This window comes from Microcoleus asticus IPMA8 (assembly GCF_013179805.1).
GTDB lineage: Bacteria > Cyanobacteriota > Cyanobacteriia > Cyanobacteriales > Microcoleaceae > Microcoleus > Microcoleus asticus.
In genome coordinates this window covers 146,518-162,334 of sequence record NZ_SRRZ01000001.1, presented here as the reverse complement: position 1 = coordinate 162,334, position 15,817 = coordinate 146,518, and the positions used below count along the sequence as shown (strand labels likewise).

Annotated in this window: 17 protein-coding genes; 8 read left to right on the top strand and 9 right to left on the bottom strand. The window is 45.7% G+C overall.

All coding sequences use genetic code 11. The annotated features are described in order from the left end of the window. Positions 1–139: 139 nt before the first annotated feature. Together E5S67_RS00730 and E5S67_RS00725 are read right to left on the bottom strand one after the other, a co-directional pair. A complete protein-coding gene (locus E5S67_RS00730) occupies positions 140–661 on the bottom strand; it encodes a tetratricopeptide repeat protein (RefSeq protein WP_172184495.1) in 522 nt (173 codons plus the stop codon). A 47-nt stretch (positions 662–708) separates the two neighbouring features. Beyond that, positions 709–1,068 carry a single-stranded DNA-binding protein gene (locus E5S67_RS00725; protein ID WP_172184493.1) on the bottom strand — a complete coding sequence of 120 codons (360 nt, stop codon included), beginning with the start codon at positions 1,066–1,068 and terminating at the stop codon, positions 709–711. A 330-nt stretch (positions 1,069–1,398) separates the two neighbouring features. Between E5S67_RS00725 and E5S67_RS00720 the strand changes: the two genes are divergently transcribed. The 3 genes from E5S67_RS00720 to mreD all read left to right on the top strand — a co-directional run bounded on the left by E5S67_RS00720 (position 1,399) and on the right by mreD (position 3,863). Then, a complete protein-coding gene (locus tag E5S67_RS00720; RefSeq protein WP_006632285.1) occupies positions 1,399–2,406 on the top strand; it encodes a rod shape-determining protein in 1,008 nt (335 codons plus the stop codon). Positions 2,407–2,493: 87 nt separating this feature from the next. Beyond that, positions 2,494–3,300 carry a rod shape-determining protein MreC gene (gene mreC / locus E5S67_RS00715; protein ID WP_172184491.1) on the top strand — a complete coding sequence of 269 codons (807 nt, stop codon included), beginning with the start codon at positions 2,494–2,496 and terminating at the stop codon, positions 3,298–3,300. Next, complete coding sequence (gene mreD / locus E5S67_RS00710) at positions 3,297–3,863, top strand: rod shape-determining protein MreD (RefSeq protein WP_172184489.1); 567 nt, start codon at positions 3,297–3,299, stop codon at positions 3,861–3,863. The genes mreC and mreD overlap by 4 nt, the downstream gene beginning before the upstream one ends. A 70-nt stretch (positions 3,864–3,933) precedes the next feature. On the opposite strand, the gene E5S67_RS00705 is transcribed toward mreD, so the two are convergent. Then, a complete protein-coding gene (locus E5S67_RS00705; protein ID WP_172184487.1) occupies positions 3,934–4,725 on the bottom strand; it encodes an HAD family hydrolase in 792 nt (263 codons plus the stop codon). Between the two features lie 246 nt (positions 4,726–4,971). On the opposite strand from E5S67_RS00705, the gene argB reads away from it, so the two are divergent. Beyond that, a complete protein-coding gene (gene argB / locus E5S67_RS00700; RefSeq protein WP_172184485.1) occupies positions 4,972–5,883 on the top strand; it encodes an acetylglutamate kinase in 912 nt (303 codons plus the stop codon). A 163-nt stretch (positions 5,884–6,046) separates the two neighbouring features. Next, positions 6,047–6,313 (top strand): DUF4926 domain-containing protein, encoded by a 267-nt coding sequence (locus E5S67_RS00695; protein ID WP_172184483.1) that lies wholly within the window; start codon positions 6,047–6,049, stop codon positions 6,311–6,313. 115 nt (positions 6,314–6,428) lie between these two features. On the opposite strand, the gene E5S67_RS00690 is transcribed toward E5S67_RS00695, so the two are convergent. Both E5S67_RS00690 and E5S67_RS32995 read right to left on the bottom strand, forming a co-directional pair. Further along, on the bottom strand, positions 6,429–7,910 hold the full coding sequence (locus E5S67_RS00690; RefSeq protein ID WP_172184481.1) for a CAP domain-containing protein: 1,482 nt from the start codon (positions 7,908–7,910) through the stop codon (positions 6,429–6,431). A gap of 258 nt (positions 7,911–8,168) precedes the next feature. Further along, positions 8,169–10,115: a S8 family serine peptidase gene (locus E5S67_RS32995; RefSeq protein ID WP_281363506.1), complete on the bottom strand. Its 1,947-nt coding sequence runs from the start codon at positions 10,113–10,115 to the stop codon at positions 8,169–8,171. Positions 10,116–10,656: 541 nt separating this feature from the next. On the opposite strand from E5S67_RS32995, the gene E5S67_RS00680 reads away from it, so the two are divergent. Both E5S67_RS00680 and E5S67_RS00675 read left to right on the top strand, forming a co-directional pair. After that, the gene (locus E5S67_RS00680; RefSeq protein WP_172184479.1) at positions 10,657–11,160 is read left to right on the top strand and encodes a helix-turn-helix transcriptional regulator; all 504 of its coding nucleotides are present in this window, start codon (positions 10,657–10,659) and stop codon (positions 11,158–11,160) included. 170 nt (positions 11,161–11,330) lie between these two features. Beyond that, positions 11,331–13,118, top strand: coding sequence for a cellulose-binding protein (locus E5S67_RS00675; RefSeq protein WP_172184477.1), 1,788 nt, complete (start codon positions 11,331–11,333; stop codon positions 13,116–13,118). 17 nt (positions 13,119–13,135) lie between these two features. Here E5S67_RS00675 and E5S67_RS00670 read toward each other — a convergent pair whose 3' ends face one another. From E5S67_RS00670 to msrA, 4 genes are all read right to left on the bottom strand, one after another. After that, on the bottom strand, positions 13,136–13,717 hold the full coding sequence (locus tag E5S67_RS00670; RefSeq protein ID WP_172184475.1) for a DUF948 domain-containing protein: 582 nt from the start codon (positions 13,715–13,717) through the stop codon (positions 13,136–13,138). A 37-nt stretch (positions 13,718–13,754) separates the two neighbouring features. Next, positions 13,755–14,096 carry a YtxH domain-containing protein gene (locus E5S67_RS00665; RefSeq protein WP_172184473.1) on the bottom strand — a complete coding sequence of 114 codons (342 nt, stop codon included), beginning with the start codon at positions 14,094–14,096 and terminating at the stop codon, positions 13,755–13,757. A 121-nt stretch (positions 14,097–14,217) separates the two neighbouring features. After that, the gene (locus E5S67_RS00660; RefSeq protein WP_172184471.1) at positions 14,218–14,523 is read right to left on the bottom strand and encodes a hypothetical protein; all 306 of its coding nucleotides are present in this window, start codon (positions 14,521–14,523) and stop codon (positions 14,218–14,220) included. Between the two features lie 164 nt (positions 14,524–14,687). Continuing rightward, positions 14,688–15,341: a peptide-methionine (S)-S-oxide reductase MsrA gene (msrA, locus tag E5S67_RS00655; RefSeq protein ID WP_172184469.1), complete on the bottom strand. Its 654-nt coding sequence runs from the start codon at positions 15,339–15,341 to the stop codon at positions 14,688–14,690. Between the two features lie 316 nt (positions 15,342–15,657). Here msrA and E5S67_RS00650 point away from each other — a divergent pair, with 316 nt between their 5' ends. Then, complete coding sequence (locus E5S67_RS00650) at positions 15,658–15,795, top strand: hypothetical protein (protein ID WP_172184467.1); 138 nt, start codon at positions 15,658–15,660, stop codon at positions 15,793–15,795. Positions 15,796–15,817: the final 22 nt, after the last annotated feature.

Here is a 15,817-nt window from a genome sequence, read left to right as displayed (position 1 = left end):
CGGGTAAAAGGCAGGGCTTAACTGCTTATCAAGCTATTCAACAAGCCCTCTCTATTCATGGCTCCCTTTTTTCCCCTAGTTGAGCAATTACGATTATTTTTCATGTCCAACAGTTGATAAACTATAAGTCTTACGTGAGCTAAATAAACCAAATTAAGCTTGCTAAAGTAATTATGATAGCCATTAAAGCTACCCAGATAAATCGATTGTCTTTGGTATTAACCTGACTTAAATCTACCGGTTCTGGTACGCTGGGCTGGGGTTTAGCGTACTTGATATCAGCGTTCGGATTTGCTTGAAAACTGATTGATTGATTTTCATCTAAAGCTGCCAAATCAGGGATTTTCACCATCCATTCAGGAGGGATAGTGAGTTTGGGAGCTTCGAGAATGAATAGCAAGCGCTTTGCTTGTTGGCGGGTTTCTTGGCGGGGATGGCGGGTGAGGTTCCGGCAAAGCTCGATCGCCCTTTCTGTATTGCCAGAGGCTTCGTAGGCTGTCACTAGCCACATCTGCACCTCACCGCCCAACCGGGAATTTCGATCGACTAAACCGGTAGCTGTTTCTAAACTTTGCACAGCTTCAGCATACCGGCCACTCTCAAAAGCTACTTGCCCAGCTTGGTACTCAGTTTGAACAATTTCTAACTTTTCTGAAGTCACGAGCACCCACCCAATTCACAAATATTACTTCCCAAATTCCCCAAACGCTAGAATTCGCTGTTGTTTTGCGACATACCCGACTCGTTGTCGCGTTTGGAACCCAGCAAGTCTAAATGGTCTACCTTAATTACCGGCTTCGAGCGATTTGAACCCGTATTGCGGTCTTGCCAGCGATCGAACTTCAAAGAGCCTGTGACGCCAATTAGAGAGCCTTTGCGAACGTAGTCAGCAGCAATCTGCGCTGTTTTACCCCAGATTTCCAGATTGAACCAGTCTGGTTGATCGCTGTTCTTGGTTCTGCGGTTCACTGCCAGCGTCAAACTACACTTAACTGTACCCGACTCAAAATACTTCACGTCCGGGTCGCCGCCGACGCGGCCTACTAAAGTCACAACATTAAGACTCATAAACTTTTTTGGGAATGTGGTCGATCGGTGATGTAGTTAAACAGTCCACACGCGCATTAGCCTCCAAACTGAACTTGGAACAACGCTTGTGAGGCTTCATCCTGATTGTACACCCACTTAGCAGAACATATTGATGGTGGATGATTGGCAAGTCTGCGCTCAACCTGAGCTCGACAATGTACATTTCTGACTAGACTCAGGATGAAAAACGTAATAGAATCCACCTCGGTTACATTTTTGTAACAACATTATTGCACACAATAGTATTTTAGTTTTTGGGGGGGGTACAAATCAGTGGGTCTTCTCAATCGATTTTCGTTATCTAGAGATATGGGTATCGACCTCGGTACTGCTAACACGCTCGTTTATGTATCGGGCAAAGGTATTGTTCTGCAGGAACCTTCTGTAGTGGCGATCGACCAAGACTTAAAAATACCGCTGGCTGTTGGAGAAGAAGCTAAAAAAATGCTCGGGCGCACGCCCGGGAACGTCATAGCACTGCGCCCGCTTCGCGACGGGGTAATCGCAGACTTCGATACGGCCGAACTAATGCTCAAGACTTTTATCCGCAGGGTTCACGAAGGCCGAAGCTTAGTTTCGCCGCGGATAATTATTGGCATCCCCAGCGGTGTCACCGGAGTAGAGAGGCGTGCTGTCATTGAGGCGGCGACTCAGGCGGGTGCTAGAGAAGTGCGGTTAATTGATGAACCTATCGCTGCGGCGATCGGGGCTGGACTGCCTGTTGCTGAGGCGACTGGTAATATGATTATAGATATCGGCGGGGGTACGACGGAAGTTGCGGTTTTGAGTTTGCAAGGTACGGTGATCAGCGAATCTGTGCGGGTAGCCGGCGACGAACTCAACGAGGCGATCGTCCAATACATGAAAAAAGTTCACAATTTGGTCATCGGCGAACGCACTGCTGAAGAAATTAAGATTCAGGTGGGTTCTGCATATCCAACTCCAGAGGATGACGACGTAATGATGGAAGTGCGCGGCTTGCACTTACTGTCTGGTTTGCCGCGAACTGTTACTATCAAAGGCCCTGAAATTCGTGAAAGTATGTCGGAACCGCTTTCAGTAATTGTGGAAGCTGTCAAGCGTACTTTGGAACGCACCCCGCCGGAATTAGCAGCAGATATTATTGACAGGGGAATTATGCTCGCTGGTGGTGGCGCGCTGATGAAAGGTTTAGATACTCTGATCAGTCACGAAACAGGAATTGTCACTCACGTGGCAGCCGATCCGCTGTGCTGCGTGGTTTTGGGAACTGGTAGGGTATTGGAAAACAAACAGTTGGAACGGGTTTTCAGCGGGCAGTCGTCGCGTAATATGTAGTTAACAAATTTGGGATTGTGGATTTAGAAATACGGCTGCAATCTCAAATCTAAAATCCTGAGATAACAATTTTAGATTACTGAAATTATGCTAAAAAATACATTCCGAAAGTGGTGGGATCTGCGGCTGCAAATTGCTCTTTTAGGTTTAGCTGTAACTGCCGCTTGGGGAGTTCGGCAAACACAAGGTGCGGCAGTATTTGAAGTTTACAATTGGGTGACTCGTCCGTTTCACGCCAACGGCTCAGGGCAAGAGGAGCTGATCTCGGCGCGCACTCAAGAATTGCAAGCGCAGCTATTAGAATTAGAAAATCAAAATCAGAAGCTAAAAGAGCTTTTAGGTTACGTTTCGGGTAAGAAACCTCAAGGAATTGTAGCTCCTATTGTCGGTCGGAGCGCCGACCACTGGTGGCAGCAAGTAACCTTGGGTCGCGGCAGTAACGATGGCATTAAAACAGATTTTACTGTGATGGGTCCCGGCGGTTTAGTAGGCAGGGTTGTCAGCGTTACTCCTAATACTAGCTTGGTGCTGTTAGTCAGCGACGCTACGAGTCAATTGGGTGTGGGAATTACCCGCAGTCGCCACATGGGTTTTATGCGCGGGAAAGGCGGAAATCAGGCTGTGATGGAGTTTTTTGATAATGTTCCTAATGTCAAGCCTGGGGATGTGGTTTCAACTTCTTCTTTCAGTCAGTTGTTCCCTCCTGGTTTGCCGGTGGGAAAAGTGGTTTCGGTGGATATGAATAAAACTCCGGCTCCAGAAGCTGTTGTTGAGTTCTCTGCACCGATGAATTCTCTGGAGTGGGCGGTGGTTTACCCCCACTCTAAGCAAGCCGAAACAAAGGATTCGCAGAGTCAATCTTCTGCACCATCTGAGGGAGTACAGCAGCAATGAAAGCTTTATCTCGGATGTCTTCGCGATCGCGCCAATTTCTCAATTTCGCAGTTACATTTCTATCTGTGATGCTGTGCATACTGATATTGCCCACTCGGATGCCGGGAATGGAATTGCTGGGAATTGGGCCGAACTGGCTGTTAATTTGGTTGGTAGCTTGGAGTATTAAGCGGAAACGTACAGTTTGGGGGGCTGGTAGCATGGGCTTGGTTTTGGGGTTTCTTCAAGATGCGATGACGGCTCCTCATCCCACCCACGCTGTGAGTCTAGTTGTTGTCGGAATCCTAACTGTTGTTTTGCAGAAAACCTGGTCGATTCCGGCAGATATTGTTGAGAGAGATCCGATTCCGATCGCGTTAATTGTATTTGGGATGGCGGTGGTAGCGGAAACGGTGATGGGGCTGCAATTTTTTGCTATGGGCGATCGGGCTTTACTGGAAATTTGGAGCTATCACCAGCGAGTGGCTTTGTGTTCTGCTATTCTTAGCAGTCTTTGGGCTCCGGTGATTTATTTTCCCCTCAACCGCTTGTGGGAAATGACCAGGAATGTAGAAAAGCCTTAGTTAGTCATTAGTCCTCAGTCAACAGTTAACAGTCAACAGTTAACTGTTAACTCATTACTGTTAACTAGAATCATTCTACTATTACTTGCTGGCCGGAACCTAATAAGTGATGAACGGCAATAATCAAGTCGCTGAGAATGAAATTAGGTTGGTGCTTTTGTAGTTGATAGCGGCTGCGAATTCCGCAGGTAACGGCAATTGTAGGTATTCCTAATGCTTGTCCTGCGAGGATGTCTGCTTCTGTATCTCCGATCATCCAAGCCGAACCCAGCGATGACTCAAATTCTTCTGCAACTTCAGCCAACAATTCAGTTTTTAAGGCTGTATAGTTGTGATAGGCGGCATCCACCATCTGAGTTCCCCGAATGCTGGTAAACAGTCTGGCTAAACCGTAATTTTGTAACAGTTGAACGGCTTGATTTCTCGGCCGCAGGGTGACTAAAATCAGTCGCACGCCGCGGGAGTGCAGAAGTCCGATCGCCCATTGCACTCCCGGCTGGATGCGATCTAAGTGCAACAAGTCTGGCTGATTGACAATCTGACTCACGCATCCGAGAAAAACGTGAATTTCTTCTCCCGACAAGCCGGAACTTTTGGCTATTTCAGCATCGGGCACTCGGTTTTGTTTCATTTGCCAAAACTGCTGTTTGCTGAGGATTTGGAGGTTGAGGTTGATTCCCCTAGCAAGATAAGCTGCTTGAGTGTCGGCCAATCCCTGTTGATAGGTGGCGTAGTAGCGATCGGACACATCGACTATGGGCCCGTCTAAATCGCAAAATACCGTCATCCGGGGGGATGAGTCAGTCTCTGATGGTAGCTTGTACTGAAGGTTTTCGGAGTCTTGGGCGACAGCAGTTAACATAAAACGTTAAGTAAATCAAGGGAGCTATACATTTCTTGACTGTAGCAAAAAATGTATAAGTTATAGTACATAATTTTTAATCACTTTATTAAAAAAACCTATGAAATTTTTGAGGATGGCGTTCAATAAAGGCGATCGAGCCTGTGCGTCCATAACTTCAAGGGAAAAAGTGATTTTTGTGGCTGTTAATATGTGCTTTAGCCATTAAAGTTTAGAATTAAGTTTTTAGTCTTTTGTAATTTACCCATGCTCAAACAAAGCGATTTTGTTAGGAATTCGGACACTAATCGAGTAGAGGTGCTGTCCGAAGCACTGCCTTACATTCAACACTTTGCCGGTCGCACCATTGTGGTCAAATATGGCGGTGCGGCGATGAAAGATAGCAATCTCAAAGACAAGGTGGTTCGGGATATTGTGCTGCTAGCTTGCGTGGGGATGCGTCCGGTTGTGGTTCACGGCGGCGGCCCGGAAATTAATATTTGGCTGCAAAAATTAGGAATTGAGCCACAATTTAAGGATGGTTTGAGAGTGACTGATGCGGCGACAATGGAAGTTGTAGAAATGGTTTTGGTGGGGAAAGTAAATAAGGAAATTGTTTCGTTAATCAACCAAGCTGGCGGCAAAGCAGTGGGACTGTGCGGCAAGGATGCCAATCTGATTCAAGCTCGTCCAGATGGTCGGGAAGGAATTGGATTTGTTGGTGAAGTCAGCGGCGTGAAAATAAATATTTTGGAGTCTTTGGTGAACAGCGGTTATATTCCGGTGGTGTCGAGCGTGGCAGCCGATGAGAAAGGTCAATCTTACAACATTAATGCTGACACGGTGGCTGGGGAAATTGCGGCTGGTTTGGGAGCAGAAAAGTTGATTTTGATGACTGATACTGCGGGAATTTTAGAGGATTATCACAAGCCGGATAGTCTGATTGCTAAGTTAGATATTCAAGAAGCAAGAGAGTTGGTTGAGTCGGGAGTTGTGTCTGGGGGAATGATTCCGAAAGTTAATTGTTGTGTGCGGAGTTTGGCTCAGGGTGTAAATGGTGCTCACATTATTGACGGTCGAATTCCTCATGCTTTGCTGCAAGAAATATTTACGGATGCGGGGATTGGGTCGATGATTGTGGCTTCTGAGTTTAGCAGCGCGAACTTAAGGCCTAAGTAAGGGGTAAATCCTAGCGTGGGGAGGGCGGGTGCGTGAAATGGGTAAACTCGCTGAAAGCGTGTATATTCTAACTAAACCTGCCCCTAAAAACCTTGAGAAGGTACTTCTGGGAAATTACTTCAACTAATTCTAACCGTTGTTGGATTTCAGCTTTTGTTAAACTATGCTCAAAAACTTTAGACTTTTGGATTCTGTTGCGATTCTCAAGCCGATTTCCAATACGCGATTAGCGCTAGTGGAACCAGAATACGCATCTATTTCTAGTTTGCCAGTTGGACTTGTGGGAACTATTATTGAAGTGTATGACGATACGGGAAAGGAATGTCAGTATTTAGTGGAGTTTGCTGATAGTCAAGGGAGTGAATATGCTATGGCTATGTTAAAAGCCGATGAAATTTTAGTTCTGCAATATGAACTTGCAGTTGCTTAGTAATGTGAGGAGAATAGAAGTTAGATAAGGGCGATCGCACTTGGGGACAGAAAGGGCGCTCGCTTTTTTTAGACAAGTAAAGGGCAGGCAAGATGCCAGCCCCACAAGTCATATTTTATCCAAAACGCAGGGCTGAATCTGTAAGGGGAACGATGAATGTAGCGCTCTGAACAGTCGCTGGTGTCACATTGAGAACATTGCCTAAAATGTCGCCGTTTGCTAGTTGGATAACCGTGTTCACACCAACAGCATTAAAACGGAGTTCGCTTGAGGAAATGTTGCCTGCGATCGCAATTCTATCGCCTTGACCAAAATCAGTAATTCGATCGGCTAAATTAGCATCGCGATTTCCTGCTTCAGAATTAGCGATCAGAATAAACGTATCTGATCCACCGCTACCAGTCAGAGTATCTGAACCAATATCGCCAATCAGAATATCGTTACCGTCACCGCCAATTAAAAGGTCATTGCCTCTACCGCCCCGCACAAAGTCATTGCCTGAGCCACCTTCAAGGGTATCGCTGTCTTGGCCACCACTGAGGATGTCATTCCCCTCGTCTCCAAAAATCCGATCTTCATTTTTGCCACCGCGCAGCAAATCATTGCCAGCAGCAGCTCTCAAACTATCCGCGCCTGCGTTGCCGTTGACTACATCATTGCCAGATGAGCCTAGGATAGTATCATTTCCTTCGAGGGCAAGTACACCGCCACTTGGAGTTCCTGCTAAACCTGGAAGTGATAAATCGACAAAATTATTGTCTGGGGTTAATTGGACAAAGTTGCCATTGGCAAGGCCTGCGGCTGCTGAGTTAGATAGGCTATCAAAAGCGTTCAGCAAGCTAGAGTCATTGATAATGACACCGGTACGAATAGATGTATCTCCTGGTACTGGTGTTGGTGGCGACGGCGGTACTGGAGGCCTTGGGGGTACTGGGGGTACTGGGTCTGGCGGTGTAGGGTCTTGAGGCGAGGGAACCCCTGGTGGCTGCGGTGCAGGTGGCACCGGCGGCGGTGGAGGTGTTTCTATCAGTGGAGGTTGTGCTACTAAAGTTGGTGTTGGTGTCGGTGTTGGTGTTGGTATAGCTGCACTGCTGATTGAGGGTTCGCCTGTAGGGTCAGTTTCCTCGCCAACCCACATCACCGCGTATCCTTTGTAGATTCCGACTCCTAAAGCCTTCCACTGTCGGTTTTGCCAAGAACTGCCTTGATTCAGGATGACAGCGTTGTGTAAGGAACTTTCTTTCCAACTCTTAAAAGCACTTTCCGCTGTGGCGACAAACTCACCAGAACCTCCGAAAGCGTTTTCGTAACCATTGCCGAGATAGCCTGTATTGAGTCGCTGGGGAGCTTTCCACATATTAGGCCAAGTGGCGGTATTGCTACTATCATAGGGTGCATCGCTCCAGCCATGAGTCAGAGTACCAACGTTTTCTGCTAAATCTTGGACATGGCGATTAGCAACGGTAGTAAGTGCCTTGGATTTTGGTATGGGTGGCAGTCCGTTTTCAGCGCGATATTGATTGATTAAGTTTATTAGCTGAACTTCTTCTGACTCTAAAGCGTCCTGCGGTGAAGGGGCGTAGATATTGACTGTCATGTTGAATAAACCTATTTATGTGTGATGTTCTTGATAGTATCTTTATTTAGGCGTCTTTAGCTTTGATTGGCAAAGATGTCTAAACTTCAGAAATCTCTATAGTTTTTATCTGTATGAATCTGCGATTTTTATGCAAAATTCTAATTTTTGGTTACAAAGGTTTAGTTGTCGGCTGTCAGACTTTGGTAGATACCGATGTTGGAGGCAAATAGGGAGCGATCGCACTTTCGGAAAATAAGCGCGATCGCCATTAATTAATCAAGGCTGTGCAGTAAAGAAAACATTTGCATTTAGAGCGCTTTGAGCTACTCCAGAGACAATAGCCAAATAATTGTCACCCCGTTTAATAGCAGTAGAATTGACAGAACTACCTCCATCAAGCTGTAAACTAACAGGCTCAAACGTCAGAGCAGAAAAAGTGAGGCCTTCGCTCAAACCAAAGCTATCTCCAGGGCGGAAGTCTGCAATGACATCAGCTTGATTAATCGTAGAAGCACTCGGCTCTAGCGTTAATATAAAGGCATCATTGCCGTCGCCACCTGTGAGAATATCTTGACCGCGCTCGCCATTGAGTATATCGTTGCCAGCTCCGCCAGTGAGGATATCATTTCCTTGACCGCCTAAGAGAACATCATTGCCGTCTCCTCCGATCAGGGTATCGTTATCATTGTTTCCTCGCAGAAAATCGTTAGCAGCACCGCCGTCAATGAAATCTGAGCCTTTCCCGCCTAATAAGATATCGTCACCACCTAGTCCAATTACTTGATCGGCACCTTGATTGGCGCTAATGGTGTCAGCACCCTCTGCGCCTGTCAGAAAGTCATTGCCGGATAGGCCTATAATTCCTTTACCAATAGCGACTGTTGGGATGGCTGTATCAGGATTGTCTGTTAAGAAGTAAAAGTCAGACCCGCTAAGATTTTGCGGTAGTCCTGTCGGATTCCCATTGCCTGTAGCATTCGGTTGGGGCGTTGTGATTATTGCTGTTCCTAGGATCGGTGTGGGAGTTACTGGCGTTGGTGTCGGTGTGGGAGTTACTGGCGTTGGTGTCGGTGTGGGAGTTACTGGCGTTGGTGTTGGATCTTGCGGTGTCGGCCTTACCGGCGGGATCAATGGTACTTGTGGTCTGGGTGGCTCTGGTGGCAGTGGAGAAAGGAATAGTAGTGGAGGGGGTGCGACCACTGGCACGTTGTTGCTGAGACCCGTAGCAGAATCAGTTAATATCTGACGTACTTGCTGTGGAGTCAGGCTAGGATTTGCACTCAGCATTAAGGCTGCAACGCCTGCGACATGAGGTGCAGCCATTGATGTACCGTTAGAAAAACCGTACTTTTCAGTAGGTTTAGTAGGTAAAGTTGAATAAACTTCTACTCCGGGCGCAACTATATACGCCATCTTGTTATCTGAACCTGCCAGATTGGAAAAATTAGCAATCTCTTTATTTATATTTACAGCACCTACAGCGATGCCATATTGAGTGGCATAGCCCGCAGGAAACGCAGGCGAAGGTAGACCATTACCCTTCTCATCTCCATTTCCAGCACTACTGACAACAACAACATTTTTACTAGCTGCATAGGCTATGGCTTCTTGCAATGCAGAATATCCTTTTTCCACATCCAGACTCATGTTGATGACATTGGCACCCATATCAGCCGCATACCGGATGGCGTCGCTCAAACTGCCATTATTGATGTATGAGTTGTTTCTAGTATCTCCCAACCTAATCGGCATGATCTTGGCATTGTAGGCAACACCACTGATACCTAAATTGTTGTTTGCGGCTGCGATCGTACCAGCAACATGAGTACCGTGAGCCTGCCCTGGATCATTAGTACCAGGTTTAACATCGTTGTCACCGTTCGCGTTAGTGCGTGTGCCAAAATTCCAGCCGTTGATGTCATCAACTTTGAGGTTTCCATCATCATCAATACCATTTCCTGGGATTTCGCCGGGATTTTGCCAAATATTGTTTTTGAGGTCTTCGTGAGTAATGTCTACACCACTGTCAATGACGGCAACAACAATTCCTTGGCCCGTGTATCCTTTTGCCCAAGCTTCGGGAGCTTTGACCAAATCGTTTCCCCAACTATTACCGCCCAAATCAGGGACATCTGTAAATGTGGCTTGTCCAGTTGCACCGGCAACTGCTGCCGCTGCGTTCACCAAGCCATAGCCAGAGGTACTGTTAAATTCTGATGTCATTTTTTCCTTTGTTTCTCAAATAGAGGTTTGATGGCTCGATATGTCTGTTTTTGTCTAGAACTGTTAGCTGAGCAAAAGCCCGATCGCACTTTCGTTATTAAATTCAGGCGTGAAAAAATTAGACACGTTATTCTCCCGTGTTGATTAGAGATAAGTACATAGACTTGCCCTGTGTTTGCTTGGATTAAATAAACTGTTTGTTGTAAAAGCCGATCGGCCGATCGCCCTAATGAACCCTTAGCCACGATGAACCGCAACAGTAGCGGTACTTCTAAAGCTCTATTTATCTATCAGGCTGAGTCCGCAAGTTTTATGCAAAATACTGCTTTTTTGTTACAAAACTTTACTTAGCGTTGTCTGCCTTTTGCAAATACTAGCTTTGACGTTAGTTGAAGCGATCGCGCCTCCCCGTTTATTTAAGTATTTACACTTATATATTTAGTCTTAGTAAAATAATACACTAGCTACCGCTACCAAACAACTAACAAACGCTAGCAATTTCGGTTATGCTATCGTTAGCCACATCTCACCGCACCCGAAAATGGCCTCAAAGGAAGACTTATTTGCCGAAGCCGCCAAACACTGGGATTTAGAAAGGCTGTACCAAGCTTTTGCAGAAGCTAAACGGCAAATCTCTCCTCGATCGCGAAGGGGACTAACAGAAACAGAAAAACTTTACCTGCGAGGATTGCTTTCCGGTTGCAGTCCCGCCGAAATCGCCCGCCAACTGTTTCAGAGTTCCAAAAGTGCAGAGGTTTATTTATGTAAAACTTTATACCAATATGTTAAAAAAATCGCAGATGTACCTAATGAACCTGTAGGAAATTGGCGCAATATTTGCGATCGGCTAGAGGAAGCCGGATATAAAACTCAGTCTTGTCCTGAATTTAAAATAAATAATTCTGTACCTACAGAAGCATTAATAAAGATAGTTAATATAGGTTGGCTGGAGCAAAGTACAATATCAATGGATATTAACATCCAATTAACATTCCCTTCAACTTCAGAAACTACGAAAACAGAAGACTTGCATAAAGACGGTTAGATGGGCGATCGCACTTGGGGACAGAAAGGGCGATCGCCCCTCCACTGAGAGGCAAAAATGTTAATAATCTTATAGCTGATAGTTTTAGAAGGAACTTTTTGATAAGATATCAAAATTAAAACTGTCTTACCGCTCGGATTTTACCTAAAACAATAAAATCAGTCAAAATTATGTCTCGATTAAGTATCCGATCGAACAAAAAAGCTCTGGGCTTTGTCCTTGGTTTATTAATTTTTGTCATTTTCATTCCCGGATGTTGGGCTTTAACAACTAATATTGCTCCCACAGCAGCACGGCAAGTAGATAACAAAGTAGCTGTGCGTGCAGATGTACAAAATACATCAAATTCTCGCTCTTCTTTAGGAGTTGGGCTTAATGGTATTGCTGACTACTCCACACAATTACCCTTTTTAGATGCTTTCAAATCTTCTAGACAATGGATAACTCAATGCGTCAGCGGACAACCAAACTGTAAAGGTGAATGGGATACAGAGGAGTATAATCTTTTAAATGTTGATGAAAATGGGTGGGTGAAGTCTCTCCCCTCGCCCGAAGATGCTCCTAAATATACTAGGGTAAGTACCCTATTACTTAGGGAAATCCCCAATCGCTATCCTTCAGGGCAATATATTGTTAGTTATGAGGGTGAAGGTGCGATCGAATATACCTATGATGCCAAAAAAGATGAGGCTGCGTCGAAACCCGGGAGGGATATTATTAATGTTGATGCCACACAAGGCGGAGGCATAATGATTACAATTACTGCTACCGATCCAAAGAAAACAGGGAACTATATCCGCAATATTAAAGTTGTTCGATCCCAAGATGAACAGCTTTATCAAAGCGGTGAAATATTTAATCCGCTGTTTATAGACAAGATTAAAAAGTTTAAAGTTTTGCGTTTTATGGACTGGATGGGAACAAATGGTTCGGAACAAAAAGACTGGTCAAACCGACCTAAACCAGAAAGCGTATCCTATGCTTATAGAGGAAATGTTCCCATAGAAGTTATGGTGAATTTAGCTAACAAAGTCCAAGCAGAACCCTGGTTTAATATCCCGCATCAGGCTACTGATGAATATATGACTAACTTTGCTAAAAGGGTAAAAGATAGTGTAGATCCAAAGCTGAAAGTTTATGTAGAGTATTCTAATGAGGTTTGGAATTGGTCATTTCCACAATCGCATTATGCTTTGGAACAAGGTAAAGCGAAGTGGGGAGATAAAGGCGATGCTTTTATGCAGTGGTACGGAATGCGTACTGCTCAAATGTGCGATATCTGGAAAGGTGTTTTTGAGGATCAAAAGAATCGAGTTGTCTGCGTTTTAGGAGTTCAAAGAGGCTGGAGAGATTTAGAAACTTATGCTTTAGAGTGTTCCTCTTGGGTAGCTGAGGGCAATAAACCTTGTTATCAACACGGGATTGATGCCGTAGCCATAGCTGGATATTTTAGCGGCAACTTGGGCGGAAAAGAAAGTGTCAGCACAGTAGAGTCTTGGTTGAAGGACGCAGATGGCGGGTTTGGAAAAGCTTTTAAGCAATTAAGAGAGGGCGGGTTACTTCCTGGCTTCAAAGATAGTTTGCCAGATGTTGATAATGACTTTAAGTATTTTTTAGATGTGGCTCAAAAAAAAGGTCTCAAGTTATTTGTTTACGAGGGCGGTCAACATATTGTAGGTACTGAAGGAGTGGAGAATAACGAAAAACTGACTGAGTTTTTTATGGAATTAAATAGGCGTCCAGAAATGTATGATATGTACACCCAATTACTGAATAGTTGGAAACAAGCTGGAGGCAGTCTTTTCATGCACTTTGTGGACGTGGGTGGATTTAGTAAGTGGGGAAGTTGGGGCGCTTTGGAATATGTGGAACAAAAGGGTTCGCCTAAGTATGATGCTTTGATGGATTTTATCGATCGCAATCCTTGCTGGTGGGATGGGTGTGCTGTGGAGGGATGATGAGGAATTGGGTGCAATCAAGAATCGTTCGATCGCACTTCTTCAAAATCTTCCGCATCCCCCGGCAAACCCGAACCATCGCTACCCCTCAACCGTGGCGATTCCCCATTACTCGCACCCGCACCGTAAGGCCCAGAATACCTATCCTCCAAACCCGAATCCCTCAGCGAAATCGCACTTCTTTGACTCGGCGATAATCTCTCTGTCGATCGGCGATTTGTCCCAGACACGGGCGGCTTCCTAGTTAAAGTTTTCCAAGCAGCCTTAATCCCAGTCACGACGCTGCGAGTTGTTACCTGCACGTTTTGCGCCTGCTTTTTAGCGCTACCAATACTCCGATCGACCTGTTTGACAACCTCGCCCGCACTTTGTACTCCCTCGCTGACATCATCTGTCAACTCGCTAATTTCCAGCCCCGTCAACCGAATCGCCTCCAAAGTGGGCGGAAATTCGCGAGAAAGCGTGTCAGCGAGCTTTTCCACGCTGCGCGCCGCCCTGGCCAGGGCTTGCACTGCAGGTATTAAAGTCACTAAAACAGCAGTCAGGCTAACTGCCACTAGAAAAATCGAAAGTCCTAGCCAAAATATGGGATCGCTCACTTGAATCTGGGATTTGGGGTTTGGGATTTCATGTCATTTAGCGGACGGGAGGGCGCAACGGGGGACTCACTTCGACTTCAGTTTCCGACAGCGTTTGGCGTTCCCGCTGAGTCGCCTCCAGACCTGCCGCGATCGCCTCTTTGAGTCTAATCAAAGTTTCGTCCCAATTTCGGATTGCAGTTTCAGAAAGTCGATCGGCCTGCAACTGCACGCTAGTAGATAAATCTTCCGCCAACTCCGGCAAAGCATCAGCCGATTTTTTCAATATCTGTCGCGTCTCCTTGCCCGTTCGCGGTGCCATCAGCAACCCAGTCACGGCCCCGATCGCAGAACCCACAAGCAAACCGCCAATAAAGAATCCTGAACGTTTAGTTGACATTTGTATAACTTCTCTCTATACACCAATTTTAGGCACGTTTGCCCGATCGCAGCCCTTTGCAAAGGTAGAAATATTGTTGACAATCCTAGGGAGTCAGCACGGGCGACTGTTTTAGGATAGCTTACCTCAAAGGTCGAGCGCGCCTCCGCCAAAGTGTCCGTCCCAAACCCAGCAATCCCAAAAGTTGCTGAACTTGTTGCAGTTGCAATTCTAATTGTTGATAACGCCGTCGCAGTTGGCGGGTACCTTGCTGCCTGTTAGCAAGAAAATCCGGCGACGTGCTGAGGACATTGCTGCTACAGCGTTCGATTGCTGCGATCCGAATTTCTAAAAGTGCGATCGTCCGCCTGATTTTCCACACCTTCGCAGCGATATAAAAGCAAACCAGAGATATTAGTAGATTGATAATTACAACAGCACTCAACATTTAATACCTGTTTTAAACTACTAACATATTCAGCTTTTTGTTGCTGCCTATAAGCCCTCTTGTGTAGGGACACAACAATGTTGTGTCCTCATCCATTTTGTAGGGACACAACAATAATGTTGTGTCCCGCTCTATGTGTCCCTATCCCTAAGCTGAGTCAAGTTTTAAGCCTGAGACATAGCAGGCAAACAAACCTTAGTACCGCCCAAACCGCAATAACCGTTCGGGTTTTTAGCAAGATACTGTTGGTGATAGCTTTCTGCGTAATAAAACTCAGGAGCCTCAATAATCTCAGTGGTAATCTTGCCGTAACCGGCCGCCGTCAAAGCCTGCTGGTAAGCATCTCGCGAAGCTTCAGCTTGCTGCATTTGAGTAGCTGAATACGTGTAAATTCCCGATCGGTACTGAGTACCAGAATCATTGCCCTGACGCATTCCTTGAGTAGGATTGTGACTTTCCCAAAAAACTTTGAGCAGCGTTTCGTAACTAATTACTTTCGGATCGAACACAACCAGAACTACTTCGTTATGTCCCGTCATCCCGCTGCAAACTTCGTTGTAAGTAGGATTTGGAGTAATCCCGGCTGCGTAGCCAACAGCCGTCGAAAAAACTCCATTTTGCTGCCAAAATTTGCGTTCTGCTCCCCAAAAACAGCCCAGGCCAAACAAGGCAGTCTCCATGCCGTTTGGAAAGGGAGGTTTGAGCGGATTGCCGTTAACAAAGTGACTTGCCGGTACCGACATCGACTCTGCCCGTCCCGGTAATGCCTCTTGGGGAGAGGGCAGGCTCGACTTTTTGCCAAATCCAAATAGCACCATAAGTTTGTGAGGGGATCTCTGATAAACGTCTTTACCTTACTTAATAATATCAGATCTACACTAAAATAGTCGCCCTCTTGAAGGTAGAAGGTAAAAGCCAAAAGGCAGATTTTTTTTACGGATGCTTTTTGGTGATACTGCTCACTGCCAACGCAGTTTTCAATCACATTAGGCCGTGCTATCTGTCACCAAACCATACCTAAAATATCACCTATTGTTCAGGTATAAATCACGCGGATTTTAGGCAAAACATCCGATGATTAAAGGTATGGTGTTGTAGTAGTTATTCAATACCAGTTTTTGGGAGTGTGTACAAATGGCGGCTAAACCTTGCAGTGAACCCTTAAAATCCAATCCGTTTATTACTTACCGCGACCCGATTACAGGTAAATGGATTGTTGTGAATCAGAATTTGCCGAAATCAACGGAATACTTACAGCTAGCAGCAGCTTGAGTTTTCCTATTAACTTTACCTG

Coding starts and splice junctions, on each gene's coding strand:
- E5S67_RS00725 (WP_172184493.1), bottom strand. CDS start 1,068: ATGAGTCTTAATGTTGTGACTTTAGTAGGCCGCGTCGGCGGCGACCCG.
- E5S67_RS00720 (WP_006632285.1), top strand. CDS start 1,399: ATGGGTATCGACCTCGGTACTGCTAACACGCTCGTTTATGTATCGGGC.
- mreC (WP_172184491.1), top strand. CDS start 2,494: ATGCTAAAAAATACATTCCGAAAGTGGTGGGATCTGCGGCTGCAAATT.
- mreD (WP_172184489.1), top strand. CDS start 3,297: ATGAAAGCTTTATCTCGGATGTCTTCGCGATCGCGCCAATTTCTCAAT.
- E5S67_RS00705 (WP_172184487.1), bottom strand. CDS start 4,725: ATGTTAACTGCTGTCGCCCAAGACTCCGAAAACCTTCAGTACAAGCTA.
- argB (WP_172184485.1), top strand. CDS start 4,972: ATGCTCAAACAAAGCGATTTTGTTAGGAATTCGGACACTAATCGAGTA.
- E5S67_RS00695 (WP_172184483.1), top strand. CDS start 6,047: ATGCTCAAAAACTTTAGACTTTTGGATTCTGTTGCGATTCTCAAGCCG.
- E5S67_RS00690 (WP_172184481.1), bottom strand. CDS start 7,910: ATGACAGTCAATATCTACGCCCCTTCACCGCAGGACGCTTTAGAGTCA.
- E5S67_RS32995 (WP_281363506.1), bottom strand. CDS start 10,115: ATGACATCAGAATTTAACAGTACCTCTGGCTATGGCTTGGTGAACGCA.
- E5S67_RS00680 (WP_172184479.1), top strand. CDS start 10,657: ATGGCCTCAAAGGAAGACTTATTTGCCGAAGCCGCCAAACACTGGGAT.
- E5S67_RS00675 (WP_172184477.1), top strand. CDS start 11,331: ATGTCTCGATTAAGTATCCGATCGAACAAAAAAGCTCTGGGCTTTGTC.
- E5S67_RS00665 (WP_172184473.1), bottom strand. CDS start 14,096: ATGTCAACTAAACGTTCAGGATTCTTTATTGGCGGTTTGCTTGTGGGT.
- E5S67_RS00660 (WP_172184471.1), bottom strand. CDS start 14,523: ATGTTGAGTGCTGTTGTAATTATCAATCTACTAATATCTCTGGTTTGC.
- msrA (WP_172184469.1), bottom strand. CDS start 15,341: ATGGTGCTATTTGGATTTGGCAAAAAGTCGAGCCTGCCCTCTCCCCAA.
- E5S67_RS00650 (WP_172184467.1), top strand. CDS start 15,658: ATGGCGGCTAAACCTTGCAGTGAACCCTTAAAATCCAATCCGTTTATT.